The sequence below is a fragment of the Variovorax sp. 278MFTsu5.1 genome, from assembly GCF_048305045.1.
Taxonomy (GTDB): Bacteria; Pseudomonadota; Gammaproteobacteria; order Burkholderiales; family Burkholderiaceae_C; genus Variovorax; species Variovorax guangxiensis.
Genome location: NZ_CP157622.1, coordinates 108,484 through 134,448 on the forward strand (window position 1 = coordinate 108,484; position 25,965 = coordinate 134,448).

At 68.4% G+C, this 25,965-nt stretch carries 30 protein-coding genes; 17 read left to right on the forward strand and 13 right to left on the reverse strand.

Annotated elements, in window-relative coordinates:
* Nucleotides 1–39: 39 nt before the first annotated feature.
* Nucleotides 40–1,464 carry an FAD-binding oxidoreductase gene (locus tag ABL844_RS00400; RefSeq protein WP_418130158.1) on the reverse strand — a complete coding sequence of 475 codons (1,425 nt, stop codon included), beginning with the start codon at nt 1,462–1,464 and terminating at the stop codon, nt 40–42.
* A 73-nt stretch (nt 1,465–1,537) separates the two neighbouring features.
* Here ABL844_RS00400 and ABL844_RS00405 point away from each other — a divergent pair, with 73 nt between their 5' ends.
* The 4 genes from ABL844_RS00405 to ABL844_RS00420 all read left to right on the forward strand — a co-directional run bounded on the left by ABL844_RS00405 (nt 1,538) and on the right by ABL844_RS00420 (nt 3,680).
* Complete coding sequence (locus ABL844_RS00405; protein WP_418123578.1) at nt 1,538–2,038, forward strand: DinB family protein; 501 nt, start codon at nt 1,538–1,540, stop codon at nt 2,036–2,038.
* 19 nt (nt 2,039–2,057) lie between these two features.
* Nucleotides 2,058–2,657 (forward strand): cob(I)yrinic acid a,c-diamide adenosyltransferase, encoded by a 600-nt coding sequence (locus tag ABL844_RS00410; RefSeq protein WP_184639041.1) that lies wholly within the window; start codon nt 2,058–2,060, stop codon nt 2,655–2,657.
* On the forward strand, nt 2,654–3,013 hold the full coding sequence (locus ABL844_RS00415) for a hypothetical protein (RefSeq protein WP_369660181.1): 360 nt from the start codon (nt 2,654–2,656) through the stop codon (nt 3,011–3,013). The genes ABL844_RS00410 and ABL844_RS00415 overlap by 4 nt, the downstream gene beginning before the upstream one ends.
* Nucleotides 3,014–3,152: 139 nt before the next feature.
* Complete coding sequence (locus ABL844_RS00420) at nt 3,153–3,680, forward strand: class IV adenylate cyclase (protein ID WP_418130159.1); 528 nt, start codon at nt 3,153–3,155, stop codon at nt 3,678–3,680.
* Here ABL844_RS00420 and ABL844_RS00425 read toward each other — a convergent pair.
* The gene (locus tag ABL844_RS00425) at nt 3,658–4,296 is read right to left on the reverse strand and encodes a GDSL-type esterase/lipase family protein (protein ID WP_126020701.1); all 639 of its coding nucleotides are present in this window, start codon (nt 4,294–4,296) and stop codon (nt 3,658–3,660) included. The genes ABL844_RS00420 and ABL844_RS00425 overlap by 23 nt on opposite strands.
* 165 nt (nt 4,297–4,461) lie before the next feature.
* Between ABL844_RS00425 and ABL844_RS00430 the strand changes: the two genes are divergently transcribed.
* From ABL844_RS00430 to ABL844_RS00455, 6 genes are all read left to right on the forward strand, one after another.
* Nucleotides 4,462–5,646: an ABC transporter substrate-binding protein gene (locus tag ABL844_RS00430; RefSeq protein ID WP_418130160.1), complete on the forward strand. Its 1,185-nt coding sequence runs from the start codon at nt 4,462–4,464 to the stop codon at nt 5,644–5,646.
* 151 nt (nt 5,647–5,797) lie between these two features.
* Entirely contained in the window at nt 5,798–7,627 is a 1,830-nt protein-coding gene (locus ABL844_RS00435; RefSeq protein ID WP_418130161.1) for an ABC transporter permease, read from the forward strand.
* 14 nt (nt 7,628–7,641) lie between these two features.
* On the forward strand, nt 7,642–8,211 hold the full coding sequence (locus ABL844_RS00440; protein WP_184639035.1) for an OsmC family protein: 570 nt from the start codon (nt 7,642–7,644) through the stop codon (nt 8,209–8,211).
* On the forward strand, nt 8,195–9,055 hold the full coding sequence (locus ABL844_RS00445; protein WP_418130162.1) for an ABC transporter ATP-binding protein: 861 nt from the start codon (nt 8,195–8,197) through the stop codon (nt 9,053–9,055). Before ABL844_RS00440 ends, ABL844_RS00445 begins: the two co-directional genes overlap by 17 nt.
* Nucleotides 9,052–9,903, forward strand: coding sequence for an ABC transporter ATP-binding protein (locus tag ABL844_RS00450; protein ID WP_418130163.1), 852 nt, complete (start codon nt 9,052–9,054; stop codon nt 9,901–9,903). The genes ABL844_RS00445 and ABL844_RS00450 overlap by 4 nt, the downstream gene beginning before the upstream one ends.
* Nucleotides 9,904–9,930: 27 nt before the next feature.
* Nucleotides 9,931–10,815 carry a VOC family protein gene (locus ABL844_RS00455; protein ID WP_418130164.1) on the forward strand — a complete coding sequence of 295 codons (885 nt, stop codon included), beginning with the start codon at nt 9,931–9,933 and terminating at the stop codon, nt 10,813–10,815.
* A 57-nt stretch (nt 10,816–10,872) separates the two neighbouring features.
* On the opposite strand, the gene ABL844_RS00460 is transcribed toward ABL844_RS00455, so the two are convergent.
* A complete protein-coding gene (locus tag ABL844_RS00460; protein WP_126020691.1) occupies nt 10,873–11,295 on the reverse strand; it encodes a winged helix-turn-helix transcriptional regulator in 423 nt (140 codons plus the stop codon).
* A gap of 114 nt (nt 11,296–11,409) precedes the next feature.
* On the opposite strand from ABL844_RS00460, the gene ABL844_RS00465 reads away from it, so the two are divergent.
* The 3 genes from ABL844_RS00465 to ABL844_RS00475 all read left to right on the forward strand — a co-directional run bounded on the left by ABL844_RS00465 (nt 11,410) and on the right by ABL844_RS00475 (nt 13,422).
* Nucleotides 11,410–12,279, forward strand: a complete 870-nt coding sequence (locus tag ABL844_RS00465; RefSeq protein WP_418130165.1) for an NmrA family NAD(P)-binding protein — start codon at nt 11,410–11,412, stop codon at nt 12,277–12,279.
* Nucleotides 12,276–12,872, forward strand: a complete 597-nt coding sequence (locus tag ABL844_RS00470; RefSeq protein ID WP_369660172.1) for a dihydrofolate reductase family protein — start codon at nt 12,276–12,278, stop codon at nt 12,870–12,872. The genes ABL844_RS00465 and ABL844_RS00470 overlap by 4 nt, the downstream gene beginning before the upstream one ends.
* Before the next feature lie 124 nt (nt 12,873–12,996).
* Entirely contained in the window at nt 12,997–13,422 is a 426-nt protein-coding gene (locus ABL844_RS00475) for an RcnB family protein (protein ID WP_126020687.1), read from the forward strand.
* Nucleotides 13,423–13,499: 77 nt separating this feature from the next.
* Here ABL844_RS00475 and ABL844_RS00480 read toward each other — a convergent pair whose 3' ends face one another.
* Nucleotides 13,500–13,766, reverse strand: a complete 267-nt coding sequence (locus ABL844_RS00480) for a hypothetical protein (protein ID WP_184639026.1) — start codon at nt 13,764–13,766, stop codon at nt 13,500–13,502.
* 127 nt (nt 13,767–13,893) lie between these two features.
* A complete protein-coding gene (locus ABL844_RS00485) occupies nt 13,894–14,838 on the reverse strand; it encodes a CysB family HTH-type transcriptional regulator (protein WP_418118620.1) in 945 nt (314 codons plus the stop codon).
* Between the two features lie 180 nt (nt 14,839–15,018).
* Here ABL844_RS00485 and ABL844_RS00490 point away from each other — a divergent pair, with 180 nt between their 5' ends.
* Nucleotides 15,019–15,621, forward strand: coding sequence for a TetR/AcrR family transcriptional regulator (locus ABL844_RS00490; RefSeq protein WP_126020681.1), 603 nt, complete (start codon nt 15,019–15,021; stop codon nt 15,619–15,621).
* A gap of 222 nt (nt 15,622–15,843) precedes the next feature.
* Complete coding sequence (locus tag ABL844_RS00495) at nt 15,844–16,761, forward strand: alpha/beta fold hydrolase (protein ID WP_126020679.1); 918 nt, start codon at nt 15,844–15,846, stop codon at nt 16,759–16,761.
* Between the two features lie 36 nt (nt 16,762–16,797).
* Here the strand turns inward: ABL844_RS00495 and minE are convergent, their stop codons facing one another.
* The 5 genes from minE to ABL844_RS00520 all read right to left on the reverse strand — a co-directional run bounded on the left by minE (nt 16,798) and on the right by ABL844_RS00520 (nt 20,709).
* Complete coding sequence (gene minE, locus ABL844_RS00500; protein ID WP_019653579.1) at nt 16,798–17,076, reverse strand: cell division topological specificity factor MinE; 279 nt, start codon at nt 17,074–17,076, stop codon at nt 16,798–16,800.
* Nucleotides 17,077–17,079: 3 nt separating this feature from the next.
* Nucleotides 17,080–17,895 (reverse strand): septum site-determining protein MinD, encoded by an 816-nt coding sequence (minD, locus tag ABL844_RS00505; RefSeq protein ID WP_126020677.1) that lies wholly within the window; start codon nt 17,893–17,895, stop codon nt 17,080–17,082.
* Nucleotides 17,896–17,967: 72 nt separating this feature from the next.
* Nucleotides 17,968–18,726, reverse strand: coding sequence for a septum site-determining protein MinC (gene minC / locus ABL844_RS00510; protein WP_126020675.1), 759 nt, complete (start codon nt 18,724–18,726; stop codon nt 17,968–17,970).
* Between the two features lie 140 nt (nt 18,727–18,866).
* Nucleotides 18,867–20,150, reverse strand: a complete 1,284-nt coding sequence (locus ABL844_RS00515) for a solute carrier family 23 protein (protein WP_418130166.1) — start codon at nt 20,148–20,150, stop codon at nt 18,867–18,869.
* A 136-nt stretch (nt 20,151–20,286) separates the two neighbouring features.
* Complete coding sequence (locus tag ABL844_RS00520; protein ID WP_126020671.1) at nt 20,287–20,709, reverse strand: hotdog fold thioesterase; 423 nt, start codon at nt 20,707–20,709, stop codon at nt 20,287–20,289.
* 97 nt (nt 20,710–20,806) lie between these two features.
* On the opposite strand from ABL844_RS00520, the gene ABL844_RS00525 reads away from it, so the two are divergent.
* Both ABL844_RS00525 and ABL844_RS00530 read left to right on the forward strand, forming a co-directional pair.
* On the forward strand, nt 20,807–22,153 hold the full coding sequence (locus ABL844_RS00525) for a hypothetical protein (RefSeq protein WP_418130167.1): 1,347 nt from the start codon (nt 20,807–20,809) through the stop codon (nt 22,151–22,153).
* A gap of 87 nt (nt 22,154–22,240) precedes the next feature.
* A complete protein-coding gene (locus tag ABL844_RS00530) occupies nt 22,241–22,669 on the forward strand; it encodes a surface-adhesin E family protein (protein WP_418130168.1) in 429 nt (142 codons plus the stop codon).
* 16 nt (nt 22,670–22,685) lie between these two features.
* Here the strand turns inward: ABL844_RS00530 and ABL844_RS00535 are convergent, their stop codons facing one another.
* The 3 genes from ABL844_RS00535 to ABL844_RS00545 all read right to left on the reverse strand — a co-directional run bounded on the left by ABL844_RS00535 (nt 22,686) and on the right by ABL844_RS00545 (nt 25,879).
* Nucleotides 22,686–24,074, reverse strand: a complete 1,389-nt coding sequence (locus ABL844_RS00535) for a tripartite tricarboxylate transporter permease (protein ID WP_184639017.1) — start codon at nt 24,072–24,074, stop codon at nt 22,686–22,688.
* Nucleotides 24,071–24,523, reverse strand: coding sequence for a hypothetical protein (locus ABL844_RS00540; RefSeq protein ID WP_126020663.1), 453 nt, complete (start codon nt 24,521–24,523; stop codon nt 24,071–24,073). Before ABL844_RS00540 ends, ABL844_RS00535 begins: the two co-directional genes overlap by 4 nt.
* 63 nt (nt 24,524–24,586) lie before the next feature.
* Complete coding sequence (locus ABL844_RS00545) at nt 24,587–25,879, reverse strand: hydroxymethylglutaryl-CoA reductase, degradative (protein ID WP_418130169.1); 1,293 nt, start codon at nt 25,877–25,879, stop codon at nt 24,587–24,589.
* Between the last annotated feature and the right edge of the window lie 86 nt (nt 25,880–25,965).

A 25,965-nucleotide genomic window follows, 5' to 3' on the forward strand; every position in this document is an offset into this window, starting at 1 on the left:
GCAAGAGCCCCGGGCTTTTTCGTTGAGTGCTGAGCGGAATCAGAGGCTGAAGATCTTCCCCGGATTCATGATGTTCTTCGGATCGAGCGCGCGCTTGATCGTGCGCATCATGTCGATGGCGCCCGTGCCCGCCTCGTTCACCAGGAACTCCATCTTGTGCAGCCCCACACCGTGCTCGCCGGTGCAGGTGCCTTCGAGCGCCAGCGCGCGGCTCACCAGCGCGTGGTTCAGCTCTTCGGCCTTCACACGCTCCTCGGGGATGTTCGGATCGAGCAGGTAGCCGAAGTGGAAGTTGCCGTCGCCCACGTGGCCGACGAGGAAGTAGGGGATGCCGCTGGCATCGGCCTCGGCCACCGAGTCGAGCAGGCAGTCGGCCAGGCGCGAGATCGGCACGCAGGTGTCGGTCGAGATCACGCGGCAGCCGGGACGCGACTGCACCGCCGCGAAGTAACTGTTGTGCCGCGCCGTCCACAGGCGCGTGCGCTCTTCCGGCGTGCTCGCCCATTCGAAGGCATTGCCGCCATGGCCGCTCGCGATTTCCTGCACCGTCTCGGCCTGCTCCTTCACGCCGGCGGGCGAGCCGTGGAACTCCATCAGCAGCATCGGTTCTTCGCGCAGGTTGAGCTTGGCGTAGGCGTTCACCATGCGCACCGTGTTCACGTCGATCAGCTCCACGCGCGCGATCGGCACGCCGAGCTGGATGGTTTCGATGGTGGTGCGCACCGCGGCCTCGATGCTCGGGAACGAGCAGATCGCCGCGGACACCGCCTCGGGCAGCGGGTAGATGCGCAGCGTGATCTCGGTGACCACGCCCAGCGTGCCTTCGCTGCCCACCATGAGGCGCGTGAGGTCGTAGCCGGCCGACGACTTCTTCGCGCGCGTGCCGGTGCGGATGACTTCGCCTGCGGCCGTCACCACCTCGAGCGCCAGCACGTTCTCGCGCATCGTGCCGTAGCGCACCGCGTTCGTGCCGCTGGCGCGCGTGGCCGTCATGCCGCCGATGGATGCGTCGGCACCCGGGTCGATGGGGAAGAAAAGGCCCGTGCTCTTGATCTCTTCGTTGAGCTGCTTGCGCGTGACGCCGGGCTGCACCGTCACCGTGAGGTCGTCGGCATTCACCGACAGCACCTTGTTCATGCGCGAGACGTCGATGCTGATGCCGCCCTGCACCGCCAGCAGGTGGCCTTCGAGCGAGGAGCCCACGCCGAAGGGGATGACCGGCACGCTGTGCTCGCTCGCGAGCTTCACCGCGTCTGCAACATCCTGCGTGCTCTCGGCGAACACCACGGCGGAGGGAGGCGGCGCGTCGAAGGAAGACTCGTCGCGCCCGTGCTGCGTGCGCACCGCCATCGCCGTGGAACAGTTGGCGCCGAAGCGTGCCTTCAGCGCCTCGATCAGGCTCTCGGGCACGTCGCGCAGATGAAGCTCCGGCAGCAGGTGCGAGGTTTGGGTCGGGGCGTTCATCGGCTGTCTCCTGGCGGGGTGGGGGTGATCGGCCATTCTACGGAGCGAGCACCATAATGCGCTTCGGAAAAACATGAACCCCACCACACTCAGCGCCCTTGCGGCCTTCCCCTCGCAGCTGGAGGCCCACTACGCGGCCATTCCCTTCGCCTTCAGGCACTGGACGCCGCCTTCATGGGAAGGCGTGCCCAGCGAGGCCTTCACCGCCATCGAGCAGCTCTGCCATGTGCGCGACATCGAGATCGAGGGCTACCACGTGCGCTTCCGGCGCACGCTGGCCGAAACCCATCCGACGCTCGCATCCATCGACAGCGAGCCGCTGGCCATCGAGCGCAACTACGGAGCGGCCGATGCGGCGCAGGTGCTGGCCGATTTCCGCATGGCGCGCGCGCAGACGATGGAGATCATCTCCAGCCTGAGCGACGCACAGCTCGCGCGCACGGCAGTGTTCGAAGGCTACGGCCCGCTCACGATGCGCAGCCTCATCCACTACCTCTGCAGCCATGACCAGCAGCACCTCGCCGGTCTGCAATGGCTGGCGGGCAAGATCGACGCGTCGACCGTCGCGCAGTAAGAAAGAAGCAGGAGCGCCCATGGGCAACCGACTTTCCCAGATCGCCACCCGCACCGGCGACGACGGCACCACTGGCCTCGGCGACAACACGCGCGTGTCGAAGGACAACCTGCGCGTGCACGCGATGGGCGACGTGGACGAACTCAACTCGAACATCGGCGTGCTGCTGTGCGAGCCCATGCCGGAGCCCGTGCGCGAGCTGCTGGTCGACGTGCAGCACCAGCTCTTCAACCTCGGCGGCGAACTCTCCATGCCGGGCTTCACGCTGCTGAAGTCCGAGGCCCTGCTGCAGCTGGACAACGCACTTGCCGAACACAACGCAGCGCTGCCGCGCCTGGCCGAATTCATCCTTCCCGCCGGCACACGCGCGGCCTCGCTCGCGCATGTGTGCCGTACGGTGGCGCGCAGGGCCGAGCGTGCCGTGGTGGCGCTGGGCGCCGTCGAACAACTCAACGACGCGCTGCGCCAATACCTCAACCGGCTCAGCGACCTGCTCTTCGTGCTCGCGCGCGTGCTCAACCGCATGGACGGCGGCGACGACGTCTACTGGAAGAGCGAGCGCATGGCGCGTGCTGCCGCTGTGGCAGCGGAAGACACAGACACCAAGGAGGCTCCATGAAACTTTCCTTCTCTCTCCACGCGCCGCTTGCCGTGGCGATGTCCGCCATGCTGTGCCTGCCCGGTCTCGCGCAGGCCCAGAGCGCCGACAACCCGCCGAAGGCGCAGCGCGCCCATACGCTCAAGTCGCCCTCGCGCGGCGGCAAGGTTGTGGGCAGCGTGCAGCGCGGCACCAACGCCGCCGGCCGCGGCATCGACCGCGCCGACGCAGCTACGCGGCGCGGCGTCAACAACGTGTCGGAAAAGGCCAGCCGGCCCGTGCGCAGGGTGGGCGAGGCCTTCGGGCGCAAGCTCTCGCCAGGATCGAGCGGACGTGCTGCACCGCCGTCCGTGGGCCCGCAAGGCAGCGCGCCCTGATCCTTGGAGCCGCTGCTCGGCGTGATCGATGAGCGCAGCGCTCATGCGACCGGCATGAGCAGAGCGTCCATATGCGAATGGCGCCGGGTGCTACCCGGTGTCATTCGCACGCATCCCGGAACATCTCTCCAAGGAACACATGGCACGAAATGTAGAGATCAAGGCCCGCATCGACAGCATTGACCGGGTCGCAGCCATCGCCGCGACACTGGCCGACAGGGGCCCCATCGAGATCGCGCAGGACGACACCTTCTTCCGCTGCACCGACGGCGCCGACCGCCTCAAGCTGCGCACCTTCGCGCCCGACCGCGCGGAGCTGATCTTCTACCGCCGTGCGAACAGCGCCGGTCCGAAGGAATCGTTCTACCTGATCACGCCCTGCCCCACGCCCGATGTGCTGCGCGAATCGCTCACGCTCGCCTGGGGCCAGGCGGGCCGGGTGCGCAAGCAGCGCCGGCTGTTCGTCGCGGGCCGCACGCGCATCCACCTCGATCGCGTGGAAGGGCTTGGCGAATTCCTCGAGCTCGAAGTGGTGTTGGAGGAGGGCGAGTCGGCCGAGGCCGGCATCGCCGAGGCGCATGCACTCATGGCGCAATTGGGCGTTCGCACCGATCAGCTGGTGCAGGGCGCCTACGTCGACCTGCTCAACGCCAGCCAGCGGACTTGAGCTGATCCGCCAGGAGCTGCGCGACCTTCTCGTAGCCTCGCGCATTCGCATGGATGCGGTCGGAGCGCAGCGACGAATCCGAGAGCACGCTCGAATACACGTTCGCGACCAGCAGCGCCTGCTGCGCCTTCGCCACCTCTTCGTAGAACGGCGCATCGCTGAGCGACCCCACCGCCGCGCGCATCGCGTCGGGCGCGGGCGTCGCCAGCACGGCCACGTAGGGCGTGTGCGCGCGCGCCTGGGTGACGAGCTCCACGAGGTTGTCGCGCGTGGATGCGGCCGACACGCCACGCAGCATGTCGTTGCCGCCGATGCCGATCAGGATCGCGTCGTAGCTCGCGCCGCCCAGCAGACCTGGCAGGCGCTGCAGCGCGCCCGCCGAGGTGTCGCCGTTGACGCCCGCGTTCTCGACCTGCCAGCCAGTGAGCTCGCCCAGCTTCACCGGCCATGACGCCTCGGGCGGCGCGCCGTAGCCGAAGGTCAGGCTGTCGCCCAGGGCCAGCACGTGGGCTCCGGACTTCAGCGCCGCCGTCGAGGGCTTGCGCCTGCCGCATGCCGCCAGGAGGCTCGCAGCGGATACGCCCGCCAGCAGATGGAGAAGGTGCCGTCGCTTCATGTGGCGCGCAGCTTAAACGCAGCCCGAAGCCGCGCGAGCGCTTGTCCCTTTGCTCGGAAAGCGCATAAGCCTCCCCGTTTTTGTTCGTTCCCCGGTGTGGAGCGCGGGCGAAGAATGACTGGCTCCCCGCACCTCTCCCATCCATCACCGGACCCGAACGACACCATGCCGCTGCTCTTGAACCGCCACCGCTTCCTGCGTCATGTGACCGCACTCTCCATGGCCCTGCTGGCCGCGCCTTTTGCCGCATTGGCCGCACCCGCCACCGGTGAGCCGGTGTGGTTCGGCGCGAGCGGGCCCGTCACCGGACAGAACGCGCAGTACGGCGCGCAGTGGAAGGCCGGCTTCGACCTCGCGCTGGAGCACATCAACGCGCAGGGCGGCACCCACGGCCGTCCGCTGGCCTACAACTTCGAAGACAGCCAGAGCGACCCGCGCCAGTCGGTGGCCATCGCGCAGAAGCTGGTGAACGACAAGCGCGTGCTCATCGAGCTCGGCGACTTCTCCAGCCCGGCCTCGATGGCCGCCTCGCCCATCTACCAGCGCGCGGGCCTGGTGCAGCTGGGCTTCACCAACTCGCACCCCGACTTCACCAAGGGCGGCGACTACATCTGGAGCCCCTCCATCAGCCAGGCCGACGCGCAGCCACTGCTGGCCGAGCTCGCGGTGAAGACGCTGGGCTTCAAGCGCATCGCCGTGCTGTATCTGAACACCGACTGGGGCCGCACCAGCAAGGACGTGCTCGTGAAGGCCGCGCAGGAGCGCGGCGCGCAGGTCGCGATCGCCGAGGGCTACCAGCCCGACGAAAAAGACTTCCGCTCGACCCTGGTGCGCGTGCGCGACGCCAACCCCGACGGGCTGGTGCTCATCTCCTACTACCCCGACGGCGCTCTCATCGCGGGCCAGGTGCGCAGCGTGGGGCTGAGGCAGCCCATCGCCGCGGTGGGCTCGGTGTATTCGCCGAAGTTCATCGAGCTCGGCGGCGCGGCGGTGAACGGCATCTACACCAACACCGCGTTCTATCCCGACGAGCCGCGCGCCGAGGTGCAGGACTTCGTGAAGAGCTTCCGCGCCAAGTACGGCAAGGAGCCCGACGCCTTCAACGCCTACGCCTACGACGCGGTGGTGTACGCAGCCGCCGCGCTGCGCCAGGCCGGCCCCAATGCCGACCGCAAGGCGGTGCGCGATGCGTTCTACAAGATCAAGGACGTGCCCAGCGTGATCTTCGGCAAGGCCAGCTTCGATGCGCAGACGCGGCGGATCATCGGCGTGAAGAGCGTCAACCTCGTCGTGAAGGACGGCAGGTGGGCGCAGCTGGACGAGAGGGCGGCCGTGGCTGCATCGAAATGAGCAGTCTCGCGCGTCGTTCCCTCTCCCGCTTGCGGGAGAGGGCCAGGGTGAGGGCAGGGGCCTTCGCAAAACAGCAGTCCCTCGCATCGGCCGCTGCACCCTCACCCCAACCCTCTCCCGCACGCGGGAGAGGGGGCAAAGCCGGCATGCCATGAGCTTCACTTCCTTCTTCGACTACACCGTCAACGGCCTGATCATCGGCAACATCTATGCGCTGCTGGCGGTGGGGCTCGCGCTGATCTTCGGCGTCTCGCATCTCATCAACTTCGCGCACGGCTCGGTGTACACCGTGGGCGCGTACATCGGCTGGGCGTCGATCACGTACCTGCACACGCCGCTGCCCGTGACCATCGCGCTGGTGGTGATCGGCTCGGGCGCGCTCGGCATGCTGATCGAGCGCGTGGGCCTGCGGCCGCTGCAGGGCTCGGCGCGCATCGCGCCGCTGCTGGCCACCATCGGCATCAGCTTCGTGCTCGACATCCTGGTGCAGCTGGTGTTCAGCCCCGACCCGCGCTCGCTGCCCACGCAGCTGCCCGACTGGCGCCTGCAGATCGGCACCGGCACCATCGGCGCGCTCGACATCCTCATTGCCGGCATCGGCCTCGCGAGCGCGGCCGTGCTGTTCGGCTTCCTGCGTTTCACGAAACTCGGCTGGGCCGTGCGCGCCACCGCGCAGGATCGCGACGCGGCTCAGCAGATGGGCGTGGACGTGGACCGCGTGAACCAGACAGTGTTCGCCATCGCCGCCGCGCTGGGCGGGCTATCGGGCCTGCTGGTGGGCATGTACTACAACAACATCAGCCCGGCGATGAGCTTCCAGGCCACGCTCAAGGGCGTGGTGGCTACCGTGGTCGGCGGCGTGGGCAACGTGCCCGGCGCCATCGCGGGCAGTTTGCTGCTGGGGCTGATCGAGAGCTACGGCGTGGCGATCCTCGGTACGCCGTACCGCAATCTCTTCGCCTTTGCGCTGCTGCTCGTGATCCTGCTGTGGAAGCCCAACGGGCTGTTCGGACGCAAGCGCGCGTTGCCGCCCGAGCCGCTCACAGGCACCTTCATCGCGCCGAGCAAACCTTGGCACGTGCCGCGCAGCCTGCTGCTCGCGCTGTTCGCAGCGGCGGTGGCGCTACCGCTGTTCGACCCGTCTCCGTACCTGCTGCAGACGCTCACCAACGCGTGGCTCTACGGCGCGCTCGCGCTGAGCCTCACGCTGGTGGCCGGCACCATCGGGCAGATCTCGCTGGGCCATGCGGGGCTGCTGGCCATCGGCGCCTATGCATCGTCGCTGCTGGTGCTCGACCTGCGCCTGCCGGTGGGAACGGGCATCGTGCTCGCGGGCCTTCTCACTTCGCTGATCGGCACGGCGCTGATCTTCCCGGCCTTCAGGCTGCGCGGCCACTACGTGTCGATCGCCACGCTGGGCATCGGCGAGATCGTGGCGCTCACCATCCTCAACTGGGAAAGCCTCACGCACGGGCCCATCGGCGTGTCGGGCATTCCGCCGCTGTCGCTCTTCGGGCGCGATGCGTCGTCGAACGAGGCGCTCTACTGGGCTTCGTTCGGCGCGATGGTGCTGCTCGGGCTGCTGCAGTGGCGCCTGCTGCGCTCGCACCTGGGCCGAACCTTCCGCGCGGTGCGCGAGGACGAGGTGGCCGCGCGCGCCTATGGCGTGAGCCCCGACCGCTACAAGACGCTGGCCTTCGGCTTCGGCGGCTTCGCAGCCGGCGTGAGCGGCGCCTTCACCGCGCATATGTACTCGTACATCAACCACGAGACCTTCGGCTCGCAGATCTCGATCCTGGCGCTGACGATGGTGATCCTCGGCGGACTCGGGAACATCAGCGGCGCGCTGCTGGGCGCGGTGGCGCTCGTGAGCCTGCCGGAGCTGTTCCGCGTGACGGCGGAGTACCGGATGCTGATCTACGGCGTCGCACTGCTTCTCCTGATCCGATTCCGCCCGCAGGGTTTGCTGGGCACTGTCTGAAGGAACACACCACCATGAGCCACCTCAACGACTACCTCGCCGAGAAGCGCGCCGCCGTGCTGGCGCGCAATGCCGCCATCGAAACCGGCACAGCGCGGCCCGTGCAACTCAAAGCAAGCGTGAAAGCCGAAGGCCGCAGCGGTGTGCGCCGGCTGCGCATCCGCGAACATCAGGTCATCAGCGACAGCCCGCCGGACTTCGCCGGCTACGACCTCGGGCCCAGCTCGCCCGAGCTGCAGCTGGGCGTGCTGGGCACCTGCGTCACGCACATCTTCCTGATCCAGGCGGCCGAGCGGCAGGTTCCGCTCGAGAGCCTCGAGGTGGAGGTGACGGGCATCATCGATCCGCGCGGCGGCAAGCCGGGCCACGAGAAGACGCCCATCTGGCCGCACGAGATCGGCTACACGGTGCACATCGACTCGCCCGCGAGCCGCGAGGAGATCGATGCGCTTTTCGAGGCGGTGGAGCGCAACTGCCCCATCCTCAACCTGCTGCGCAATCCGCAGACCATCCGTGCCGAGGTGAAGCACGTCGACTCGAAGGCTCGGGCGGGGGAGAAAACGGTCGATGCCGTCGCTGCTTGAGATACGCGGCCTCGTGCGCCGCTTCGGCGGGCTCACGGCTGTCAACGCGGTCGACCTGCACGTGGGCGAGGGCGAGCTGCTGAGCGTGATCGGGCCGAACGGCGCGGGAAAGACCACGCTGTTCAACCTCGTGACCGGCCTCGACCGGCCCGACGAAGGGCTGGTGTTGTTCGACGGGAACGACATCACCGGCCTGCCTGCGCAGCAGCTCGCGCAACGCGGGCTCGCGCGCACCTTCCAGCATGGGCGCGTGTTCGCGAATCTGACTGTGCTCGACAACGTGCTGGTCGGCGCGCACACGCGGCTGCGCGCCGTGAAACCGCGCCTGGGCGGTGTGCCCGGGCTGGGCGCCATCGCCGAGCTGGCACTCGCGCTGGTACAGCCCGGCGCGGTGCGCCGCGAGGAAGAGGCGCTGCGCGAGGAGGCGCGAGAAATCATCGCGCTCTTCGGCCAGCGCCTTGCCCCGCGCATCGACCACCCGGCCTACAGCCTCTCGTATGCCAACCGCCGCCGCGTGGAGATCGCGCGTGCACTTGCACTCAGGCCGCGCCTGCTGCTGCTGGACGAGCCCACCGCCGGCATGAACGAGAGCGAGACGGCCGAGATGCTGGAGATCATCCGCGGCCTGAAGGCGCGGGGCCAGGCCATCCTGCTGATCGAGCACAAGCTCGACCTGGTGATGCAGCTGTCGGACCGCGTGGCTGTGCTCGACGACGGTCGCAAGATCGCCGAAGGGCTGCCGGACGAGGTGCGCAACGATCCGGCGGTGATCAAGGCGTATCTCGGCCATCGCCATGTGGGCTCGGTGGAAGCACCGAATGAAGAAGAGGCGGTGCCCGCATGATCGCCACCGTCGCCCGCACCGGCCTCGCTCCCTCGCCCCTCTGGGGAGAGGGTCGGGATGAGGGGCAGCCCGAACGCAGCGCGGCACCTGCCTTCCATGAGCCGCAGCAGGAGCAAGCGCTGCTCCAGCTGCGCAAGATCAACAGCTTCTACGGCCCCGTGCAGGCCCACTTCGATCTAGACATCGAAGTGCGCAAGGGCCGGATCGTCAGCCTGCTCGGCGGCAACGCCAGCGGCAAGTCGACCACGATGAAGATCGTGCTGGGCCTGCTCAAGCCTCGCTCGGGCGAGGTGCTCTTCAACGGCGAATCGACGCTGGGGCTGAGCACGCCGCAGATCGTGCGCAAGGGTATCGGTTCCGTGCCCGAGGCGCGCCGTTTGTTCCCCGCGATGACGGTGCGCGAGAACCTGCTGATGGGCGCTTATGCGCGCGGTGACCGCAAGGCCGTGGCGCAGGACCTGGAGCGCATGCTGGAGCTGTTCCCGCGCGTGGCCGAGCGCATCGAGTTCCAGGCCGGCACGCTCTCGGGCGGCGAGCAGCAGATGGTGGCGATGGCGCGCGCGCTCATGGGCCGGCCGCAGCTCATCTGCATGGACGAGCCGACCATGGGCCTGTCGCCGCTGTACGTCGACAAGGTGCTGGAGCTCATCGCGCGCATCAACGCGCAGGGCGTGTCGGTGTTCATGGTCGAGCAGAACGCGAGCCTCGCGCTGCAGATCGCGCACCACGGCTACGTGCTGCAGACCGGGCGCATCGTGCTGTCGGGTCCGGCGCGCGAGCTGCTGGCCGACACGCGCATCCGCGACGCCTACCTCGGCGGCGGCGGCGCGGCGCGCACCGCATCCTGAACCCGGAAATCCACGGAGAACGCATTCATGGCACTCAGGCTCGACCACATCGTCGTCGCGGTCCACGACCTCGAACGCACCATCGCCGACTACGGCGCGCTCGGATTCCACGTGCTGCGCGGCGGCGAGCATCCGGGCCGCGCCACGCACAACGCGCTGGTGGTGTTCGGCGACGGCAGCTACCTCGAGCTGATCGCGTGGCGCGAGCCTTCGCCCGGCGAGCGCTGGTGGCAGCTGCTGCACAAGCACGGCGAAGGCATCGTCGACTTCGCATTGCTGCCGCGCGACACCGCCGCCACCGTGGACGATGCGAAGGCGCGGGGGCTCGTGCTCGAAGGTCCGCTCGACGGCGGCCGCGTGCGGCCCGACGGCGAACGCCTGCGCTGGCAGACCGCGCGCCCGCTTTCTGCCGACCTGCCTTTCCTGTGCGGCGATCTCACGCCGCGCGCCTTGCGAGTGCCTGAAGGCGAGGTGCGAGTGCACGCCAACGGCGCCCTGGGCGTCGCGAGCCTGGCGGTGGCGGTCGCCGACCTCGATGCCACGCTGGCGCGCTACCGCGCCCTGCTCGGCAGCAGCATCGCCGCCGATGCCGATACTCACGTCGGCGAACCCGTGGCCGTGCCCGGCAGCAACGTGCGCATGGCCGTCATCGCGTTGGGACGCAGCGTGCTGGTGCTCTCCTCGCCGAGAGAGAACGGCGGCGGGGGCAGGCTCGGCCAGCGCCTCGCGGCGCGCGGCGAAGGTCCCTATGCGCTCGTGCTGCACACCGACAGGCCGCAGTCCACGGGCAGCTTCGACCTGGCGAAGGCGCACGGCGCGTTGATCGAACTCGACCTGCCGCCGGTGGACCGCGATGCGAGGCGCGGCAGCGGCTCGCGCGTGCACCAGGCCCACAACACGGTCGGCGGCTGAGTCTTCGCTCCACCAGCCAGGGCTGAGTGCCGGCCCGTTGGCCGCCGCGTTCTGGCTCTAGTGCGAGTCGAGGTGCGTCTTGCGCAACTCGGCCTGCATCTTCTTCTGCAGGGCGGCGCCGCCCTTTTCGAGGGCCACGGAAGGCGCTGCACTTTCCTCGGTCACCGGCCGGTACTTGCGGCCCCAGATGCCGATCTGCGTGACCACCGGCAGCAGGTCGATGCCCGTCGGGGTGAGGCTGTAGACGGCCTTCTGCTTGTGGCTGGGGTCGTCGGCCTTCGAGAGCACGCCGTACTCGACCAGCTTGTTCAGCCGCTCCGCGAGGATGTTGGAGGAGATGCCTTCTTCCGACTGCAGGAACTCGCGGAAGTGCCGCTTGCCCGCGAACATCATGTCGCGAACGATCAGCAGGCTCCACCGGTCGCCGAAGACTTCGAGCGCGAGGTTGATCGGGCATGCCGACTTTTCGCTGGAGGCCATGGTCTCTCCGATCTCTTTCAAAAACTGCTTGCATTTTTGCATCAGTCACCGAATACTGCAACTGCTTGCATTTAACAAGCAGTTATTCCAGCCCCAACCGAATGGAGAGACAAGATGCCAACGACTCGAAAGACAAGCACGTACGCGGTGGTCGGAGCGACGAGCGACGTGGGAAAAGCAGTAGTCCGGGGCCTGCAGGCCGCGGGTCATCATGTACGGCCGGTCTCGCGCAGCGCGGGCGTTTCGCTGGATGACGCCGCTGCGCTGAGGCAGGTGTTCGCCGGCGTGGACGGCGCGTTTCTCATGGTCCCGTTCGACCTGCAGGCGGCGGACCTGCATGCCCGCGAGCGCGAGATCGGCGCCAACCTGGCGCGGGCGGTGAAGGAAGCTTCGGTGCGCCGCGTGGTGCTGCTGAGTGGCCTCAGCGCGCATCTGCGCAAGGGCAGTTCGCTGGGCGCCGCACTGCTGGAGCAGGGCCTCGACGAGCTGCACATTCCCGAACTGGTCCATCTGCGCGCCGGCTTCTTCATGGAGAACTTCCGAAAGGGCCTCGACTTCGCATCGCAGGCTGGCACCGGCTTCTTCGGCACGCTGTTTCGCGGCGACCTTCCGATGCCGATGGTCTCCGCCGCGGACGTCGGCGATCGCGCGGTGCGGCTGCTGACCGACGAAGCCGCCACCCTCACGCGCGTGCACGAACTGCACGGCGGTGGCGACTACACGATGGCGCAAGCCACCGCCATCCTCGGCGCAGCCATCGGCAAGCCCAAGGTGCAGTACGTGCAGGTGCCTCACCAGGACGCACTGGCGAGCATGCTCGGCGCCGGCATGTCGCCGAGCTTTGCCGAAGCGGTGCTCGAAACTGCGCGCAGCTTCAACGAACAGGAAGGATGGGCTCTGGAAGCCCGTTCGCCACGCAACACGTCGTCCACCACGCTGGAGCAATGGGCGAAGGCCATACTGGCCGAAGGAGAACGCGCATGACCAGAAAGCTCATCCTGCAAATGCAGATGTCGGTCGACGGCTATGTGTCGCCGGCCAATGGCAGCCTCGACTGGCAACTCTGGGGCTGGGGCGATCGCTGGGGTTGGGACGACAGGCTGAAGCGCGACTTCAACGCCGTCTTCGAAGGCATCGACACCATCCTGCTGAGCCGGCTCATCGTGCAGGAGGGCTACCTCGATCACTGGGGCCGTGCCGCGAAGAGATTCCCCGCGGATCCGCACTACGCCTTCGCGCAGAAGATCGTCGAGGCGCGCAAGGTCGTGCTCACCGACAAGCTCGAGTCTTCGCGGTGGGAGCGCACCGTCATCGCAAGGGGCGGCATGGCGGAAGAAGTGAACGCGCTGAAGCGCGAACAGGGCAAGGACATCATCACCATCGGTGGCGTGGGCTTCGCGTCGGCGCTCGTGGCGGCGGGGCTGGTCGACGAGTTCCAGTTCTTCGTGAACCCCACGGCCGTGGGCGCGGGGCGCTCGGTGTTCCACGACCCCCACAAGGGCCACAAGCTGCGGCTGTTGGGCTCGACGGCCTACGAGAGCGGCATGGTGGTCAACCGCTACGTGCCAGTCACATGAAGGACAAGGCGCCGCGCGGATACCAGCGCTTACCTGATTTCACCTGACCGCGACCTGAAGCGGCCGAATCGGATACACGCGCGGCACACAATGAACTCGTCATCAACGCATGAAGGAGTTCCGGATGAAGACCAACTCGAAGATCATGGCCGTGGGCGCCGCGGCACTCGCGATGTGCATGGCCGCAGGGAGTGCCTTTGCGCAGGATCGGCGCTTCGACAACAACGGCCGTCCCGGCGATGGCCGCTATGAGCAGCGCGACCGCAATTTCGATCGGCGCGGCCCGCACGGCGACCACTACCGCGGCAACCAGGACTTCCGGGATGGCCGCCAGTTCGACCGCCGCGGCTTCCCGCAGCCGCATACGGAATGGCGTCGTGGCGGCCGCGTGCCGCCGGAGTACCGTGGCCGCAACTACGTGGTGCAGGACTGGCGCGCCTACAGGCTGCAGCAGCCGCCCCGCGGCTATCAGTGGGTGGGCGTGGGCGGCGACTTCGTGCTCGCGGCCATCGCCACGGGCGTGATCGCGAACATCATCGCCGGCCAGTAAGCGGAACCGGCACGTGTCGCAAGGCCGCCGCAAGCAACCGCGGCGGCTTTTTTCGTTTGCGCGGAGAAGGAAGGCCCTCAGGCCAATGCCGCGGGTATCGACTGGGCGCAGACGTTGCGCCCCGTGATGGTCAGGCGCAGGCCGCCGCCGTGCCACTCGAGCCAGTTGAGGCTCACGTACGCGTCGATGTCGGCGTCGTCGATGCGGTCGGCCTGTCGGCTCTGCAGCAGTTCAACCGTGGCGGGCAGGTTCCGTCTCAGGCGTTCTCGCCGCTCCGCTGCATCGGCCGCCCTCCGGGAGGCCTTTGTTTGCTGTTGCTGCTGCTGCGAGGTCGACGATGCCATTGCTGATCCATTTCCAGGAAGCCAAGGAATTAACCCGAATGTACGCCGCCTGTGTGAAGCTTCAGACTTCTTTTTTAACCATTCTGTCGTCCCCGGTACACAACCGCTTCCAGCTTCTGGACAAAGCCTAGATTTCGTAGTGGGAGGCCTTCTCCTGGTCTCCCAGAGCCCCTTCGACGACCGCGCGTGTCAGCGTGGGCGCGAAAGATTCGATGAAAGCGTAGACATATTTGCGCAGGTAAGTGCCGCGCCGCACGGCCAGCTTGGTGAGGTTGATGCCGAAGAGCCGCCCCGCGTCGATCGCGCGCAGCTGCGTGTCGCGCTCGGCCTCGTAGGCCACGCCGGCCACGATGCCGATGCCCAGGCCCAGCTGCACGTAGGTCTTGATCACGTCGGCGTCCATCGCGGCCAGCACGATGTTGGGCTGCAGTCCGCGCTGCTCGAAGGCCTCGTCGATGCGCGAGCGGCCGGTGAAGCCCGTGTCGTAGGTGATGAGCGGATAGCGCGCGAGCGCCTCCAGCGTGAGCGGCGCGTCGAGCAGCGGATGCCCCGGCGGCACTATTACCGAGTGCGTCCAGCGGTAGCAGGGCAGGGCGACCAGCTGCGGATAGTCGCCCAGCGCCTCTGTCGCGATGCCCACGTCGGCCTCGCCGTCCAGCAGCATCTGCGCGATCTGCTTGGGCGAGCCCTGGTGCAGGTGCAGCTTCACGTTCGGGAAATGCGCGCGGAATTCCTGCACAGCCACCGGCATCGCGTAGCGCGCCTGCGAGTGCGTGGCCGCCACCGAGAGCAGGCCGCTTTGCTGCGCGACGAACTCCTGGCCCGCGTGCTTGAGGTTGCTGCTCTCCATCAGCATGCGCTCGATGATCGGCAGCACGTGCCCGCCAGGTTCGGTGAGCCCCGTGAGCCGCTTGCCGGCGCGCACGAAGAGTTCTATGCCGAGCTCTTCCTCGAGCTCGCGGATCTGCCGGCTCACGCCGGGCTGGGAGGTGTGTAGTGTGTGGGCGACTTCGGTCAGGTTGAAGCCGCAACGAACGGCCTCGCGTACCGAGCGCAGTTGTTGGAAGTTCATCTGGCGCGGAGGAGTCATCGAAGCCCCGGCTGGGGCCGACCGGCGATTCTCGGCAGAAGCGCTTATTCGGGGAACGATGCGTTTGTTGGTTTCACATGAGCAAAACATCTTTAAGGCGCTCCAGCAGCGGCCTGTCTCCGGGCACTTGTGATTTCGCACGACTGTGCTAAAGTTCGCCGCATGGACGCCAAGACCCAGAAAAGCGAACTCACCCGCGCCGCCATCGTCGGCGCGGCAATGAACCTCGCGCTGGCAGAAGGCCTGGAAGCGATCACGCTGCAGGCGGTGGCCAGCAGGCTGGGCCTCTCCAAGAGCGGCGTGTTCTCGCGCGTGGGTTCGCGCGAGGCGCTGCAGAAGGCCGTCATCGAGGAGTACGGCCGCGGCTTCCTGGCCGATGTGTTCGTGCCCGCCATGCAGAAGCCCAAGGGCCTGGCCCGGCTCAACGATATCGTGTCGCGCTGGATCGCCCGCACGCGCGATGTCGAGATGCACACCGGCTGCCTCTACATGGCAGGCGCCTTCGAGTTCGACGACCGCGAGGGCGAGCTGCGCGACGTGCTGCTCGGCGAAATCACCCGCTGGCGCGCCGCGCTGCGCCGCACCGTGCTGCAGGCCATCGAGACGGGCGAGCTCAAGGCAGACACCGATCCGGCGCAGCTCGTGAGCGAGCTCAACGGCGTGACCATGACCCAGCTGCACGACGCGCGCTTCCTGCGCGACCCGCAGGCCGCCGACCGCGCTACCCAGACCTGGCAGCGGCTTCTTTCCAGCTACCTCGCCTGAGCGAGGCCCCTTCAAGAACCAGGCGGATTCCCTGCGTTCGATTTGCCAAAATTTCGCACAGCCGTGCGATAAACAGGAGAAGCACTATGCTGATCATTGCCCTCTTTCTAGCCGCCTACGCGGCCGTCCTTGGCATCAAGGGCCTTCGCGACACCCTGCGCAGCCTGCCGCGCAGCAACCGCGACTGGGTCTGGTACTGAAGCCCGGAAGGACCACCGACCCATGACGAGCACTTCCCCTCCGGCAGCCGGCCACGCCGCGCAGTCCAACTACTACCGGCCCAGCCGCACGATGCGCGCGCTGCGCTTCGGCCTCACCACCTCGCAGCGCTTCTGGCCGGCGCTGGCGGTGCGCGCCGCCTACCGCGTCTTCGGCACGCCGCTGCCGCCCAAGTGGCTCTATCGCGGGCAGGGCCCCGGTGCCGAATGGCGGCGCGAGGACTGGTCCTTCGAAGAGGCCAGCGTCGGCATCTACCACCTCGCCGCGCAGGACTCGGGCGCCGAGTCGGCGCCGGTGGTGCTGCTTGTGCATGGCTGGGGCGGCCATGCGGGCCAGATGCTGCCGCTCGCACAGGCCGTGGCCGCCGCAGGGCTGCGGCCCGTGCTGCTCGAGCTGCCGGCCCATGGCCGCAGCGCCGGCACGATGAGCAATTCGCCGCAGTTCGCGCGTGCCATCGCCTACGTCGCGGCCCGGCTGGCGGCCGATGGCCATGCGCTACGCGCCGCCGTCGCGCATTCGCTGGGCGCCAACGGGCTGGCCCTGGCTGCCGCGCGCGGGCTACCGGCCGAGCGTCTCGTGCTCCTCGCTCCGCCCGCTTCGCCGCGCGAATACACGCGCTACTTCGCCCACACCTTCGGGCTGAGCGAAGCCACGCGCCTCGCGATGCAGCGGCGCTTCGAATCGCGCGAGGGCGTGCTGATGCCGCAGCTCGAACCGGCGGCGGTGGGCCCGCGCATCGCGCAGCCCACGCTGATCGTTCATGACCGCGACGACCGCGTGAACCGCTTCGCCGACGCGCAGGCGTATCGCGATGCGATCCGCGGTGCGCAGCTCGTCGCCACGCAGGGATGGGGACATCGCCGCATCCTCAAGGAAGCCGAGGTGCTGACGCAGGTGGCGCGCTTCGTGGCGCAGCGCTGAACGCGGGCCCGGCGCTGCGCTTCAGGTCCTTCGCGCTCAGCGCGCCGGCGTCGGAGCCGGGTCGGGCAGCTCGATCTTGATGTCGAGCACTTCGAGGTTGTCCTGGGTCTCCAGGTTGACCTTGATGTCGTCCGCGTTGATCGACACGTACTTGGAAATCACCGCCACCAGCTCGCGCTGGAGTTCGGGCAGGTAGTCGGGCCGCTTCTTGCCGCTGAGGCTCGAGCGCTCGTGGGCGAGGATGATCTGCAGCCGCTCTTTCGCGACGCTCGCAGTCTTCTTCTTTTCGCCCAGCAGGAACGAGAGGAAGGACATGGGCTACTTGCTCCCGAAGATTCGCTTGAAGAAGCCCGGCTTCTCCGCCTCGACGAAGCGCATCGGCCGGTCCTCGCCGAGGAAGCGGGCCACCACGTCGGTGTAGGCCTGGGCCACGTCGGTTTCCTTGTCGTGGATCGCCGGCACGCCCTGGTTGGAGGCGTGCAGCACGCTCTCCGACTCGGGGATCACGCCGATCAGCTTGATGCGCAGGATGTCCTGGATGTCCTCCAGCGAGAGCATCTGGCCGCCCGCCACCCGGTTGGGGTTGTAGCGGGTGATCAGCAGGTGCTCCTTGATGGGCTCGCCGCCTTCCTTGGCGCGCTTGGTCTTGCTGCTGAGCATGCCCAGGATGCGGTCGGAGTCGCGCACCGAGGACACTTCGGGATTGGTCACCACCAGCGCCTCGTCGGCGAAGTGCATGGCCATCATGGCGCCGGTCTCGATGCCCGCGGGCGAGTCGCAGACGATGTATTCGAAGTCCATCGCGGCGAGGTCGGCCAGCACCTTCTCGACGCCTTCCTGCGTGAGCGCTTCCTTGTCGCGCGTCTGCGAGGCGGCCAGCACGAACAGGTTGTCGCACTGCTTGTCCTTGATGAGCGCCTGGCTCAGGTTGGCCTCGCCCTGGATGACGTTGATCAGGTCGTACACCACGCGGCGTTCGCAGCCCATGATCAGGTCGAGGTTGCGCAGGCCCACGTCGAAGTCGATCACCGCCGTCTTCTTGCCCGCGAGCGCGAGGCCCGACGCGAAGCTGGCGCTCGTCGTCGTCTTGCCGACGCCGCCCTTGCCCGAAGTCACCACCACAATTTTGGCCATGGCCATTCCTTCTTGTTTCGATTCAGTTGTTGCTTGTCAGGGTCGCCGCATTCCGTGATCGGGTTCGTCCGCTCAGGGAATGGGATCGATCGAGATTTTCTTGCCGTCCAGGCGCACCTGGGCCGGCTTGCCCAGCACCGTGTCGGGCAGCGGCACCTCGTTGGTCCGGTAGATGCCGGCCACGGCCACCAGCTGGGCCTCCATGCAGGTCGAGAAGATCCGCGCCTCGGTGTTGCCGCGCGCGCCGGCAATGGCCTTGCCGCGCAGCGGCGCGTACACGTGCACGTTGCCGTCGGCGATGACTTCCGCGCCGAAACTCACGATGGCAGTCACCACCACGTCGCCGCCGCGGGCGTAGACCTGCTGGCCCGAGCGCAGCGGCTTGTCGATCAGCAGCGTGCCGTTGGCCGGCACCGGCACCTCGCGCACGATCTGCGGGGCCTCGGAGGCCGGGGGCTCGGCCGGCGGGGCCGGGGCGCGGGGCGCCGGGGCCGCGGGCATGGCCGCCACCGAGAGGCCGGCCGCGCGCGCTGCGGCGTGCTGGGTGTCGTTGCCGCCTCGCACCGCGATGGGCTGCGTCTGGTGGCGCGCCAGCAGGCCGCGCAGGGCGGCGAAGTCGATGTCGCCGTCGTCCTGCGACTCCTGCAGCAGCGAGAGGTCGATCACCACCGGCTCCTGCTCGAAGAAGTCGGGCGAATCCGCCAGCTGGGCGTCGAGCGCCTCGGCCAGCACGTCCAGGTCGGACGTCTTGAGGATCACTGCGATCAGCGGCAGCGTGGCGCTCTTGAATTCGAAAACCGCCTTGGTGCGCGCGGCGGAGACATCGGCCATTGGGAAAACGTCGGTGCGAAAAGCGTTGGAGTCTAACGGGCGCGGGCCAAAGGCCGGTGAAGGGCCCCCGCCTCAGGCCCTCCAGAGAACACTTCTTTCATGAGGTTGCACTTTTCCGGAGGGCCTGGATCGGGGCCTGCTCAGTTCTTCGAGCGGCCCAGCAGGGCGTAAAGAATGATCGCGCCGAAGGTCGCGCAGCCGATGCCGCCCAAGGCGAAGTCGCCGAACTTCAGCGTGAAGTCGCCCGTACCGATGATCAGCGTGATGGCCGCCACGATCAGGTTCCTGTTCTGCGAGAAGTCGACCTTGTTGTCGACCCAGATCTTGGCGCCCGCGATGGCGATCAGGCCGAACACCACGATGCTCACGCCGCCCATCACCGGCAGCGGAATGGCCTGGATCAGCGCGCCGAACTTGGGGCTGAAGCCCAGCACCAGCGCGATGACGGCGGCCACCACGAACACGGCGGTGGAATAGATGCGCGTGGCCGCCATCACGCCGATGTTCTCGGCGTAGGTGGTCACGCCGGTGCCGCCGGCGGCGCCGCTCACCACGGTGGCGATGCCGTCGCCGATGAAGGCGCGGCCCATGTACGGGTCGAGGTTGCGGCCGGTCATGGCCGTCACCGCCTTCAGGTGGCCGAGGTTCTCCGCCACCAGGATGATCGCCACCGGCGCGATCAGCAGCATCGCGTTGGCCGTGAACACCGGCGCGGTGAAGGTCGGCAGGCCGAACCAGGCCGCGTTGGCGATGCCGCTCAGGTCCACCGGCTTGCCCATGCCCATGCCATTGGTCAGCGCGGCGTAGACCAGCGTCGCCAAAATGAGCCCCACCAGGATCAGCAGGCGCTGCAGCATGCCGCGGGTGAACACCGCCACCAGGCCCACGCAGAGGAAGGTCACGGCCTGCATCCAGGCGTCGAAGTTGCCGGCCGCCATGTTCTTGACGGGCACGCTCGCTAGGTTGAGCCCGATCACCGCCACCACCGCGCCCGTGACCACGGGCGGCATGAAGCGCTCGATCCAGCCCGTGCCGATGGCTTGCACGATGGCCCCGATCAGGATGTACACCACCCCGCAGGCCACGATGCCCCCCAGCGCCACCGCGATGTTGGCGTTGGGCCCCTTGCCCGCGTAGCCGCTGGCGGCGATCACCACGCCGATGAAAGCGAAGCTCGAGCCCAGGTAGCTGGGCACCTTGCCGCCGGTGACGAAGTAGAAGATGAGCGTGCCGATGCCGCTCATCAGGATCGCGATGTTGGGGTTGAAGCCCATCAGGATCGGCGCCAGCACCGTGGCGCCGAACATCGCGATGACGTGCTGCACGCCCATCGCGCCGGTCTGCAGCCAGGGCAGCCGCTCGTCGGGCGCGATTACCGCGCCGTTGGCCAGCGCGGACGCGGGCCGTTCAGTCCAGTTGAACATTCTTCTATCTCCTCTTGTTGGATGTAGTGCTCGGTGGCCGGGACGTCCCGGCTTTCCCGGGGCGTGATTGTGGGTGATGAACCCCGCCCTGAACACCGGCATGCACCCTGCCGCAGGAGAAAGAAAGCTGCCGCCTTCAGCGCGCCTGCAGCACCGCCATCGTGATGCGCGATACGCAGGTCAGCTCGCCCGCCTCGTTGGTCAGGTCGATCTGCCAGACCTGCGTGGTGCGCCCCCGGTGCACCGGCCGCGCCGTGCCGATCACCCAGCCGCTGGTCACCGAGCGGATGTGGTTGGCGTTGATGTCCAGGCCCACGGCGCGGTCGCCCTCGGGGGCCGAGTAGTGGGCGCCGCAGGAGCCCAGCGTCTCGGCCAGCACCACCGACACGCCGCCGTGCAGGATGCCGTAGGGCTGGCGGGTGCGCTCGTCCACGGGGCAGCGGGCGCGGATGAAGTCGTCGCCCACCTCCAGGAACTCGATGCCCAGCGCGGAGACGACGGTGCCCACGTGGTTGCTCGTCAGGGTCTCGACGGAGACCTCTTTCTTCCAGATACGCATTCAGTGCCTCTTTCTTTCTTCCTGCCTGTAACAGTGGCCAAAACTATAGCGATGGCGGCTGACAAACCGAGTCGCCTTTGCGTGCTACCTTGCGCCGATGAAGCTCCCCCTGCGCCGCTGGCTCCTCGGCATCGCCGTTGCATTGCTGCTGGGCGTGGGCGCGCTGGTGTGGGTGGTGAGCGCGCGCCTGCCCACCGACGACGAGGTGGCCGCGAAGATCGCCGAGGCCTTCGAGAAGCGCTTCGGCGTGGCCCTGAAGGTGGGTGGCGCCCATTGGGCGCTGGTGCCGGTACCCGTGCTCGTGCTGTCCGACATCGCCACCGACCAGCCCCGCCCCATCACCCTGCGCCGCGTGAGCGTGCAGCTGCAGCTTGCGCCGCTGCTGCAGCGCGTCATTGCGGTGGACGAGATCGAGGTCGACGGCCTGGTGTTGCCGCGCGCCTCGGTGCGTGCCTTCCGGGGCAAGGGGCCCAAGCCGCGGGAGAGCGGGGAGGGCGTCATCGCGTTGCCGGCGCCATGGACGCTCGCGCCCGTCCCCGTGGAACAGCTGCGCTGGCGCGACGTGAGCTGGATCGACCGGCGCGACATCTCGCTGGCCTACGACGGCGACATCCGCTTCGACCCCGGCTGGCGACCGCGCCAGGCCCGCATCGAGCGCGCCGGTACGCCCTCTGCGGTGCGCCTGCGCCTGGACCGCCAGGCCGGGCAGGACCGCTGGCGCACCCGCATCGAGGTGGGCGGCGGCACCTGGAACGGCGTCTCCCGCCTCGAGACGCAGCCCGACGGCAAGCTCCAGCTCTCGGCCGACCTGGAGCCGCGCCAGATCGACATCGAGAGCCTGGTGCAGGCCTTCGGCCGCCGCACCTCGGTGGCCGGCAAGTTCTCGGGCACCACCACGCTCGCGGCCGAGGCGGCGAGCGCCGAGGATCTCGGCGCGCTCATCCGCAGCCTGCACACCCGCACCACCTTCTCGGTCCAACCGGCCACGCTCACCAGGCTGGACGTGGCCAAGGCCGTCACCACCGCAGGCATCAGCCGAGGAGGCACCACCGCGCTGGACGAACTCACCGGCACCCTCGACACCCAGGGCACCGAGGACGGCGTGGTGATGCAGTACAGCAACCTCAAGGCCCGCTCGGGCGTGCTCACCGCCAGCGGCAACCTGAAGCTCTTCAACCGCAAGCTCGACGGCGAGATCGCGGTCGACCTCGTCGACGGCGTGGTCGGCGTGCCGCTGAAGGTGGGCGGCAGCATGAGCGACCCCGAACTCTCGCTGACCGGCGCCGCGCTCACCGGCGCGGCCATCGGCAGCGCGGTGCTGCCGGGTGTGGGCACCGCCATCGGGGCGCGCGTGGGGCAGCAGGTGGAAAAGCTGTTCGGTGGCGACAAGCCGAAGCCTGCGCCGAAGCCGGCCCCGAAGAAGACCCAGCCGAAGCCGCGCTGAGCTGCCCTGGGCCTGCTTTGATATCTTCCGGCTGCCGGCCGGCGCCGGCCCATGCAGACATACAGAACCACACAGGGAGCCCGAGCCGTGAACCCGTTCCTTCGCCTGATCCCCGCCGTCGGCGTCCTTGCGCTGGTGGCCGCCGTCCCTTGTGTCTCCGCGCAGCCCCAGCCGAAACAGCAGGAGTGGACACAGCTCATGACCACGGCCCGCAAGAAGGTGTCGCTGAAGATCCCGTCGATCCGCCCCCACGGCGAATTCGTCGAGGCCTGGACCCGCTACGACTACTTCGAGCTCCAGAACGACGTGGGCAAGCAGCCCTTCCGCGCGTCCAACTACCTGGGCGACTACGACTGCAAGGGCCGCCGCGAGAAGATGCGCCGTGTCGTCAGCTACAACGGGCCGCTCGAGGTGCACGACCTCGACATCGGCCGCCACACCCAGTGGTCGCCAGTCGGCAAGCCCGAGACGGTGAGCGGCGCGGTGTTCGAGGCGGTCTGCGCGAAGGTGCGCTGACCGCCTCTTTCTCCGATCAGCCGAAGGCCTTGACCACCGCAGGCACCGTCAGCACCGCCGTGTAGTAACCCATGAACTGCACGCCGGTGTTGAAGCCGATGGCGCGCGACAGCAGCCCGCCCAGCAGCCCCATCGTCAGGATCACCAGCAGCCCGAGCAACTGGCCTTCCCACACGCTGATCACCACGATCAGCCCCACGAAGGTCGCGATGATCGCCTCGTGGCTGACCTTGCGCGAGACGAAGAGCGCCGCGCGGCGCGCGAAGTTCATCGTGAACGGATAGGCCACCAGCGCCGCCAGCACCACCGCCAGCATCCCGTAGCCCAGGAACTCCCAGTGGCTCAGCAGGTTGTGCAGGTTGTGGGTCTGGCCGCTGGCCGCGTCGATGGTGAAGACCGGCGGCGCGTTGAAGAGCGGCGCGGCCGGCCCCGCGGCCACCGGGCTCAGCGGCAGGCCGATGGCGATCAGCGGAATCAGAGCCTCGGCGATGTAGGTGGCCTCGGTCACGCCGTTGCGCGCGGCCAGCGTGGTCGTGAGCCGGTGGTAGGCGTGCTTCACGCGCGAACCCACCAGCTCGCCGAGCACCACCGTCATCGCGACGGGGCTGAACACGAAGGTGGCGCTGGAGACGGCCGCCGTCGCGAAGGTCCACTTCACCTGCCCGCGGTCGAGCACCTTGAACGGGTTCGGGAAGTAGCCCGACCAGCCCTTCACGTCGGGCGCCAGCGAGAAGGTGCGGACCTTGTCGCGCTTCATGCGCGCACGCGCGGCCGGCGAGATCACCGAGAACAGGTCGGCCACCAGCGGCCCGATGGCGATGCCCAGGAAGTAGCTGATGCTGAGCTTCACGCCGTACTTGCCCGTGAGCGCCTGCAGCGCCACGATCACCACCACGAAGGGCACCAGCGTCGCCACCGAGGCCCAGCGCCCGCTGGAGAAATACGCGATGGCCACGGCCGCCACCACGAAGATCCACGGCGCCGCCTTGGTGATGGCCGCGCCGTAGGGCGCCAGCAGCACCGCGAACAGCACGGCCAGCGGCACCGCGATGAAGGCCGCGATGATCGCGCCCGACACCATCTTGCGCAGCGCGATGTGCGGCACGCCGAGGTTGCGCAGCACGTTGGCGTCCTGCAGCAGCGGCGTGGCCATGGTGTCGCCCGGAATGCCCAGCAGCGCCGTGGGCACCGCGTGCGTCATGTGCTTGGCCACGGCCGCGGCCAGGAAGAAGGTGAAGACGCCCTCGGGCGGTACGCCCAGCAGCACCACCAGCAGCGTCAGCGGCGCGAGCGTGGTGGTCTCGTCGGTGCCCGAGACGAGGCCGATGGCGGCGAACACCACGGCGCCGACGAGGCCCATGCCGGTGGCGACGAGGATCTGGTCGAGCAGCGATGCGTCGATCATGGCGCGCCGCCTTCCTGCCGTGCGGCGCGCGGCCGGTACGAGGCGAACAGGTCGTGGATCTCGAGCTCCTTCATCTCGCGCACCACCGCAGGGGGCAGGTCGGCCACCGAGCCCAGGTCGCCGTGCTCGCCGGCCAGTTCGGCCAGCACTTCCTCGCGCCAGCGCGGATCGGCGCCCGTGCCCTCGATCACCTCGCGCTTGGGCGTGAAGAGCCAGGCACAGATCAGGCCCGACAGCACGCAGCCGCCCAGGCCCGCGAGCATGGCGTAGGCCCGCGCCAGCTCGGGCGTGCCCACCGTGCTCGCGAGCACCCGATTGGCCACCAGGAAGCCCGCGAGGCTCACCACAAGGCCGATGGCGATCGACCACGCGAGGTGGCCCAGGTCGGCGGTGTCGCCCCATATTTCAACCAGCCGCCATCTCGCGCGGCCTGCACTGTCCGTCTTCATGCTGTCGTCTCCGTCGTTGTTGTTGATGCGGGCGCGGCCCGCAACGCCTTCCTGTCTGCCTGCCTACTTCTTGTTCTTGCGCAGCGCTTCGAGCAGCGCCACCGCGCGGTCGGTGCGCACGTCGTGCTCGGCCGCCATCTGCTTCGCGACGGCGTCGATCTCCTCGCCGGCGGCACCGGCCACCAGCGCGATGTTGCGTGCGTGCAGTGCCATGTGGCCGCGCTGGATGCCTTCGGTGGCCAGCGCGCGCAGGGCGCCCAGGTTCTGCGCAAGGCCCACCGCAGCGGCCACTTCGCCGAGCTCCTGTGCCGACTGCACGCCGAGGACCTTCAGCGCCAGCCGCGCCAGCGGATGCGTCTTGGTGGCGCCGCCCACCAGCCCCACCGGCATCGGCAGCTCGATGGTGCCGACCAGCGCGCCGGTGTTGTCCTTCTCCCAGGTGGTGAGCGAGGTGTAGCGGCCATGGCGGCAGGCGTACGCGTGTGCGCCGGCCTCGACCGCGCGCCAGTCGTTGCCGGTGGCGACGATCACCGGGTCGATGCCGTTCATGATTCCCTTGTTGTGCGTGGCCGCTCGGTAGGGGTCGACGGCCGCGAAGGTGTAGGCGTCGATCACGCCTTCCACCACTTCCTCGCCGCTGCGCTCGCGCGTGGCCAGCACGGCCGGTGCGAGCCGCACTCGGGCGCGCGCCAGCCGCAGGTCCGCGAGGTTCGACAGGATGCGCAGCCGCACCGTGCCGCCGGTGAGCTCCTCGACCAGCGGCGACACCGCTTCGGCCATGGTGTTGACCGTGTTCGCGCCCATCGCGTCGCGCACGTCGACGATCAGGTGCATCACCACCATCGCGCCGCGCGGCGTGCTCTCGAACACATGCACCTCGATGTCGCGGCAGCCGCCGCCCAGGCCGATCAGCACCTTGTCGCGGCTGTTCGCCACCTCCAGGATGCGCTCGCGCGCCCGCAGCAGCGCGAGCCGCGCGCCATGCGGATCGCCGATGCCCACCACCTGCACCTGTGCGCGCATCAGCGGTCCGGTGCTCGATGCCTCGAAGCCGCCGCCTTCGCGCGCCAGCTTGGCCATGAACGAGGCCGCGGCCACCACCGAGGGTTCTTCCACCACCATCGGCACCAGGTACTCGCGGCCGTTCACCACGAAGTTGCCGGCCACGCCCAGCGGCAGCTCGAAGGTGCCGATGACGTTCTCGATCATGCCGTTGGCGCGGTCCATGCCCAAGGCGTCGGGCCGGGCGAGCAGGGCGGTCTCGTCGGCGGTGAGCGAGGCGATGCCCGCGATGTGTTCGAGGCGCTGCGCGGGTGTCAGTGCGCGGAAGTTGGGAAGGCGGGAATCGGCGACCATCGTTGCGTGTCTCTTCTGAATGCGAGTTCGGGAGCAGGCAATTTAGGTCGGCTGTACCGCCGCCGGAAGGCACAGTTTGGCGGGAC

Excerpts from the sequence above, each read along its gene's own strand:
- ABL844_RS00420 (WP_418130159.1), top strand. The coding sequence starts at position 3,153 with ATGGCACGAAATGTAGAGATCAAGGCCCGCATCGACAGCATTGACCGG.
- ABL844_RS00545 (WP_418130169.1), bottom strand. The coding sequence starts at position 25,879 with ATGGTCGCCGATTCCCGCCTTCCCAACTTCCGCGCACTGACACCCGCG.
- ABL844_RS00535 (WP_184639017.1), bottom strand. The coding sequence starts at position 24,074 with ATGATCGACGCATCGCTGCTCGACCAGATCCTCGTCGCCACCGGCATG.
- ABL844_RS00450 (WP_418130163.1), top strand. The coding sequence starts at position 9,052 with ATGATCGCCACCGTCGCCCGCACCGGCCTCGCTCCCTCGCCCCTCTGG.
- ABL844_RS00465 (WP_418130165.1), top strand. The coding sequence starts at position 11,410 with ATGCCAACGACTCGAAAGACAAGCACGTACGCGGTGGTCGGAGCGACG.
- ABL844_RS00495 (WP_126020679.1), top strand. The coding sequence starts at position 15,844 with ATGACGAGCACTTCCCCTCCGGCAGCCGGCCACGCCGCGCAGTCCAAC.
- ABL844_RS00480 (WP_184639026.1), bottom strand. The coding sequence starts at position 13,766 with ATGGCATCGTCGACCTCGCAGCAGCAGCAACAGCAAACAAAGGCCTCC.
- ABL844_RS00475 (WP_126020687.1), top strand. The coding sequence starts at position 12,997 with ATGAAGACCAACTCGAAGATCATGGCCGTGGGCGCCGCGGCACTCGCG.
- minC (WP_126020675.1), bottom strand. The coding sequence starts at position 18,726 with ATGGCCGATGTCTCCGCCGCGCGCACCAAGGCGGTTTTCGAATTCAAG.
- ABL844_RS00485 (WP_418118620.1), bottom strand. The coding sequence starts at position 14,838 with ATGAACTTCCAACAACTGCGCTCGGTACGCGAGGCCGTTCGTTGCGGC.
- ABL844_RS00515 (WP_418130166.1), bottom strand. The coding sequence starts at position 20,150 with ATGTTCAACTGGACTGAACGGCCCGCGTCCGCGCTGGCCAACGGCGCG.
- ABL844_RS00415 (WP_369660181.1), top strand. The coding sequence starts at position 2,654 with ATGAAACTTTCCTTCTCTCTCCACGCGCCGCTTGCCGTGGCGATGTCC.
- ABL844_RS00400 (WP_418130158.1), bottom strand. The coding sequence starts at position 1,464 with ATGAACGCCCCGACCCAAACCTCGCACCTGCTGCCGGAGCTTCATCTG.
- ABL844_RS00440 (WP_184639035.1), top strand. The coding sequence starts at position 7,642 with ATGAGCCACCTCAACGACTACCTCGCCGAGAAGCGCGCCGCCGTGCTG.
- ABL844_RS00470 (WP_369660172.1), top strand. The coding sequence starts at position 12,276 with ATGACCAGAAAGCTCATCCTGCAAATGCAGATGTCGGTCGACGGCTAT.
- ABL844_RS00540 (WP_126020663.1), bottom strand. The coding sequence starts at position 24,523 with ATGAAGACGGACAGTGCAGGCCGCGCGAGATGGCGGCTGGTTGAAATA.
- ABL844_RS00520 (WP_126020671.1), bottom strand. The coding sequence starts at position 20,709 with ATGCGTATCTGGAAGAAAGAGGTCTCCGTCGAGACCCTGACGAGCAAC.
- ABL844_RS00525 (WP_418130167.1), top strand. The coding sequence starts at position 20,807 with ATGAAGCTCCCCCTGCGCCGCTGGCTCCTCGGCATCGCCGTTGCATTG.
- ABL844_RS00405 (WP_418123578.1), top strand. The coding sequence starts at position 1,538 with ATGAACCCCACCACACTCAGCGCCCTTGCGGCCTTCCCCTCGCAGCTG.
- ABL844_RS00490 (WP_126020681.1), top strand. The coding sequence starts at position 15,019 with ATGGACGCCAAGACCCAGAAAAGCGAACTCACCCGCGCCGCCATCGTC.
- ABL844_RS00430 (WP_418130160.1), top strand. The coding sequence starts at position 4,462 with ATGCCGCTGCTCTTGAACCGCCACCGCTTCCTGCGTCATGTGACCGCA.
- minD (WP_126020677.1), bottom strand. The coding sequence starts at position 17,895 with ATGGCCAAAATTGTGGTGGTGACTTCGGGCAAGGGCGGCGTCGGCAAG.
- minE (WP_019653579.1), bottom strand. The coding sequence starts at position 17,076 with ATGTCCTTCCTCTCGTTCCTGCTGGGCGAAAAGAAGAAGACTGCGAGC.
- ABL844_RS00445 (WP_418130162.1), top strand. The coding sequence starts at position 8,195 with ATGCCGTCGCTGCTTGAGATACGCGGCCTCGTGCGCCGCTTCGGCGGG.
- ABL844_RS00410 (WP_184639041.1), top strand. The coding sequence starts at position 2,058 with ATGGGCAACCGACTTTCCCAGATCGCCACCCGCACCGGCGACGACGGC.
- ABL844_RS00435 (WP_418130161.1), top strand. The coding sequence starts at position 5,798 with ATGAGCTTCACTTCCTTCTTCGACTACACCGTCAACGGCCTGATCATC.
- ABL844_RS00455 (WP_418130164.1), top strand. The coding sequence starts at position 9,931 with ATGGCACTCAGGCTCGACCACATCGTCGTCGCGGTCCACGACCTCGAA.
- ABL844_RS00460 (WP_126020691.1), bottom strand. The coding sequence starts at position 11,295 with ATGGCCTCCAGCGAAAAGTCGGCATGCCCGATCAACCTCGCGCTCGAA.
- ABL844_RS00425 (WP_126020701.1), bottom strand. The coding sequence starts at position 4,296 with ATGAAGCGACGGCACCTTCTCCATCTGCTGGCGGGCGTATCCGCTGCG.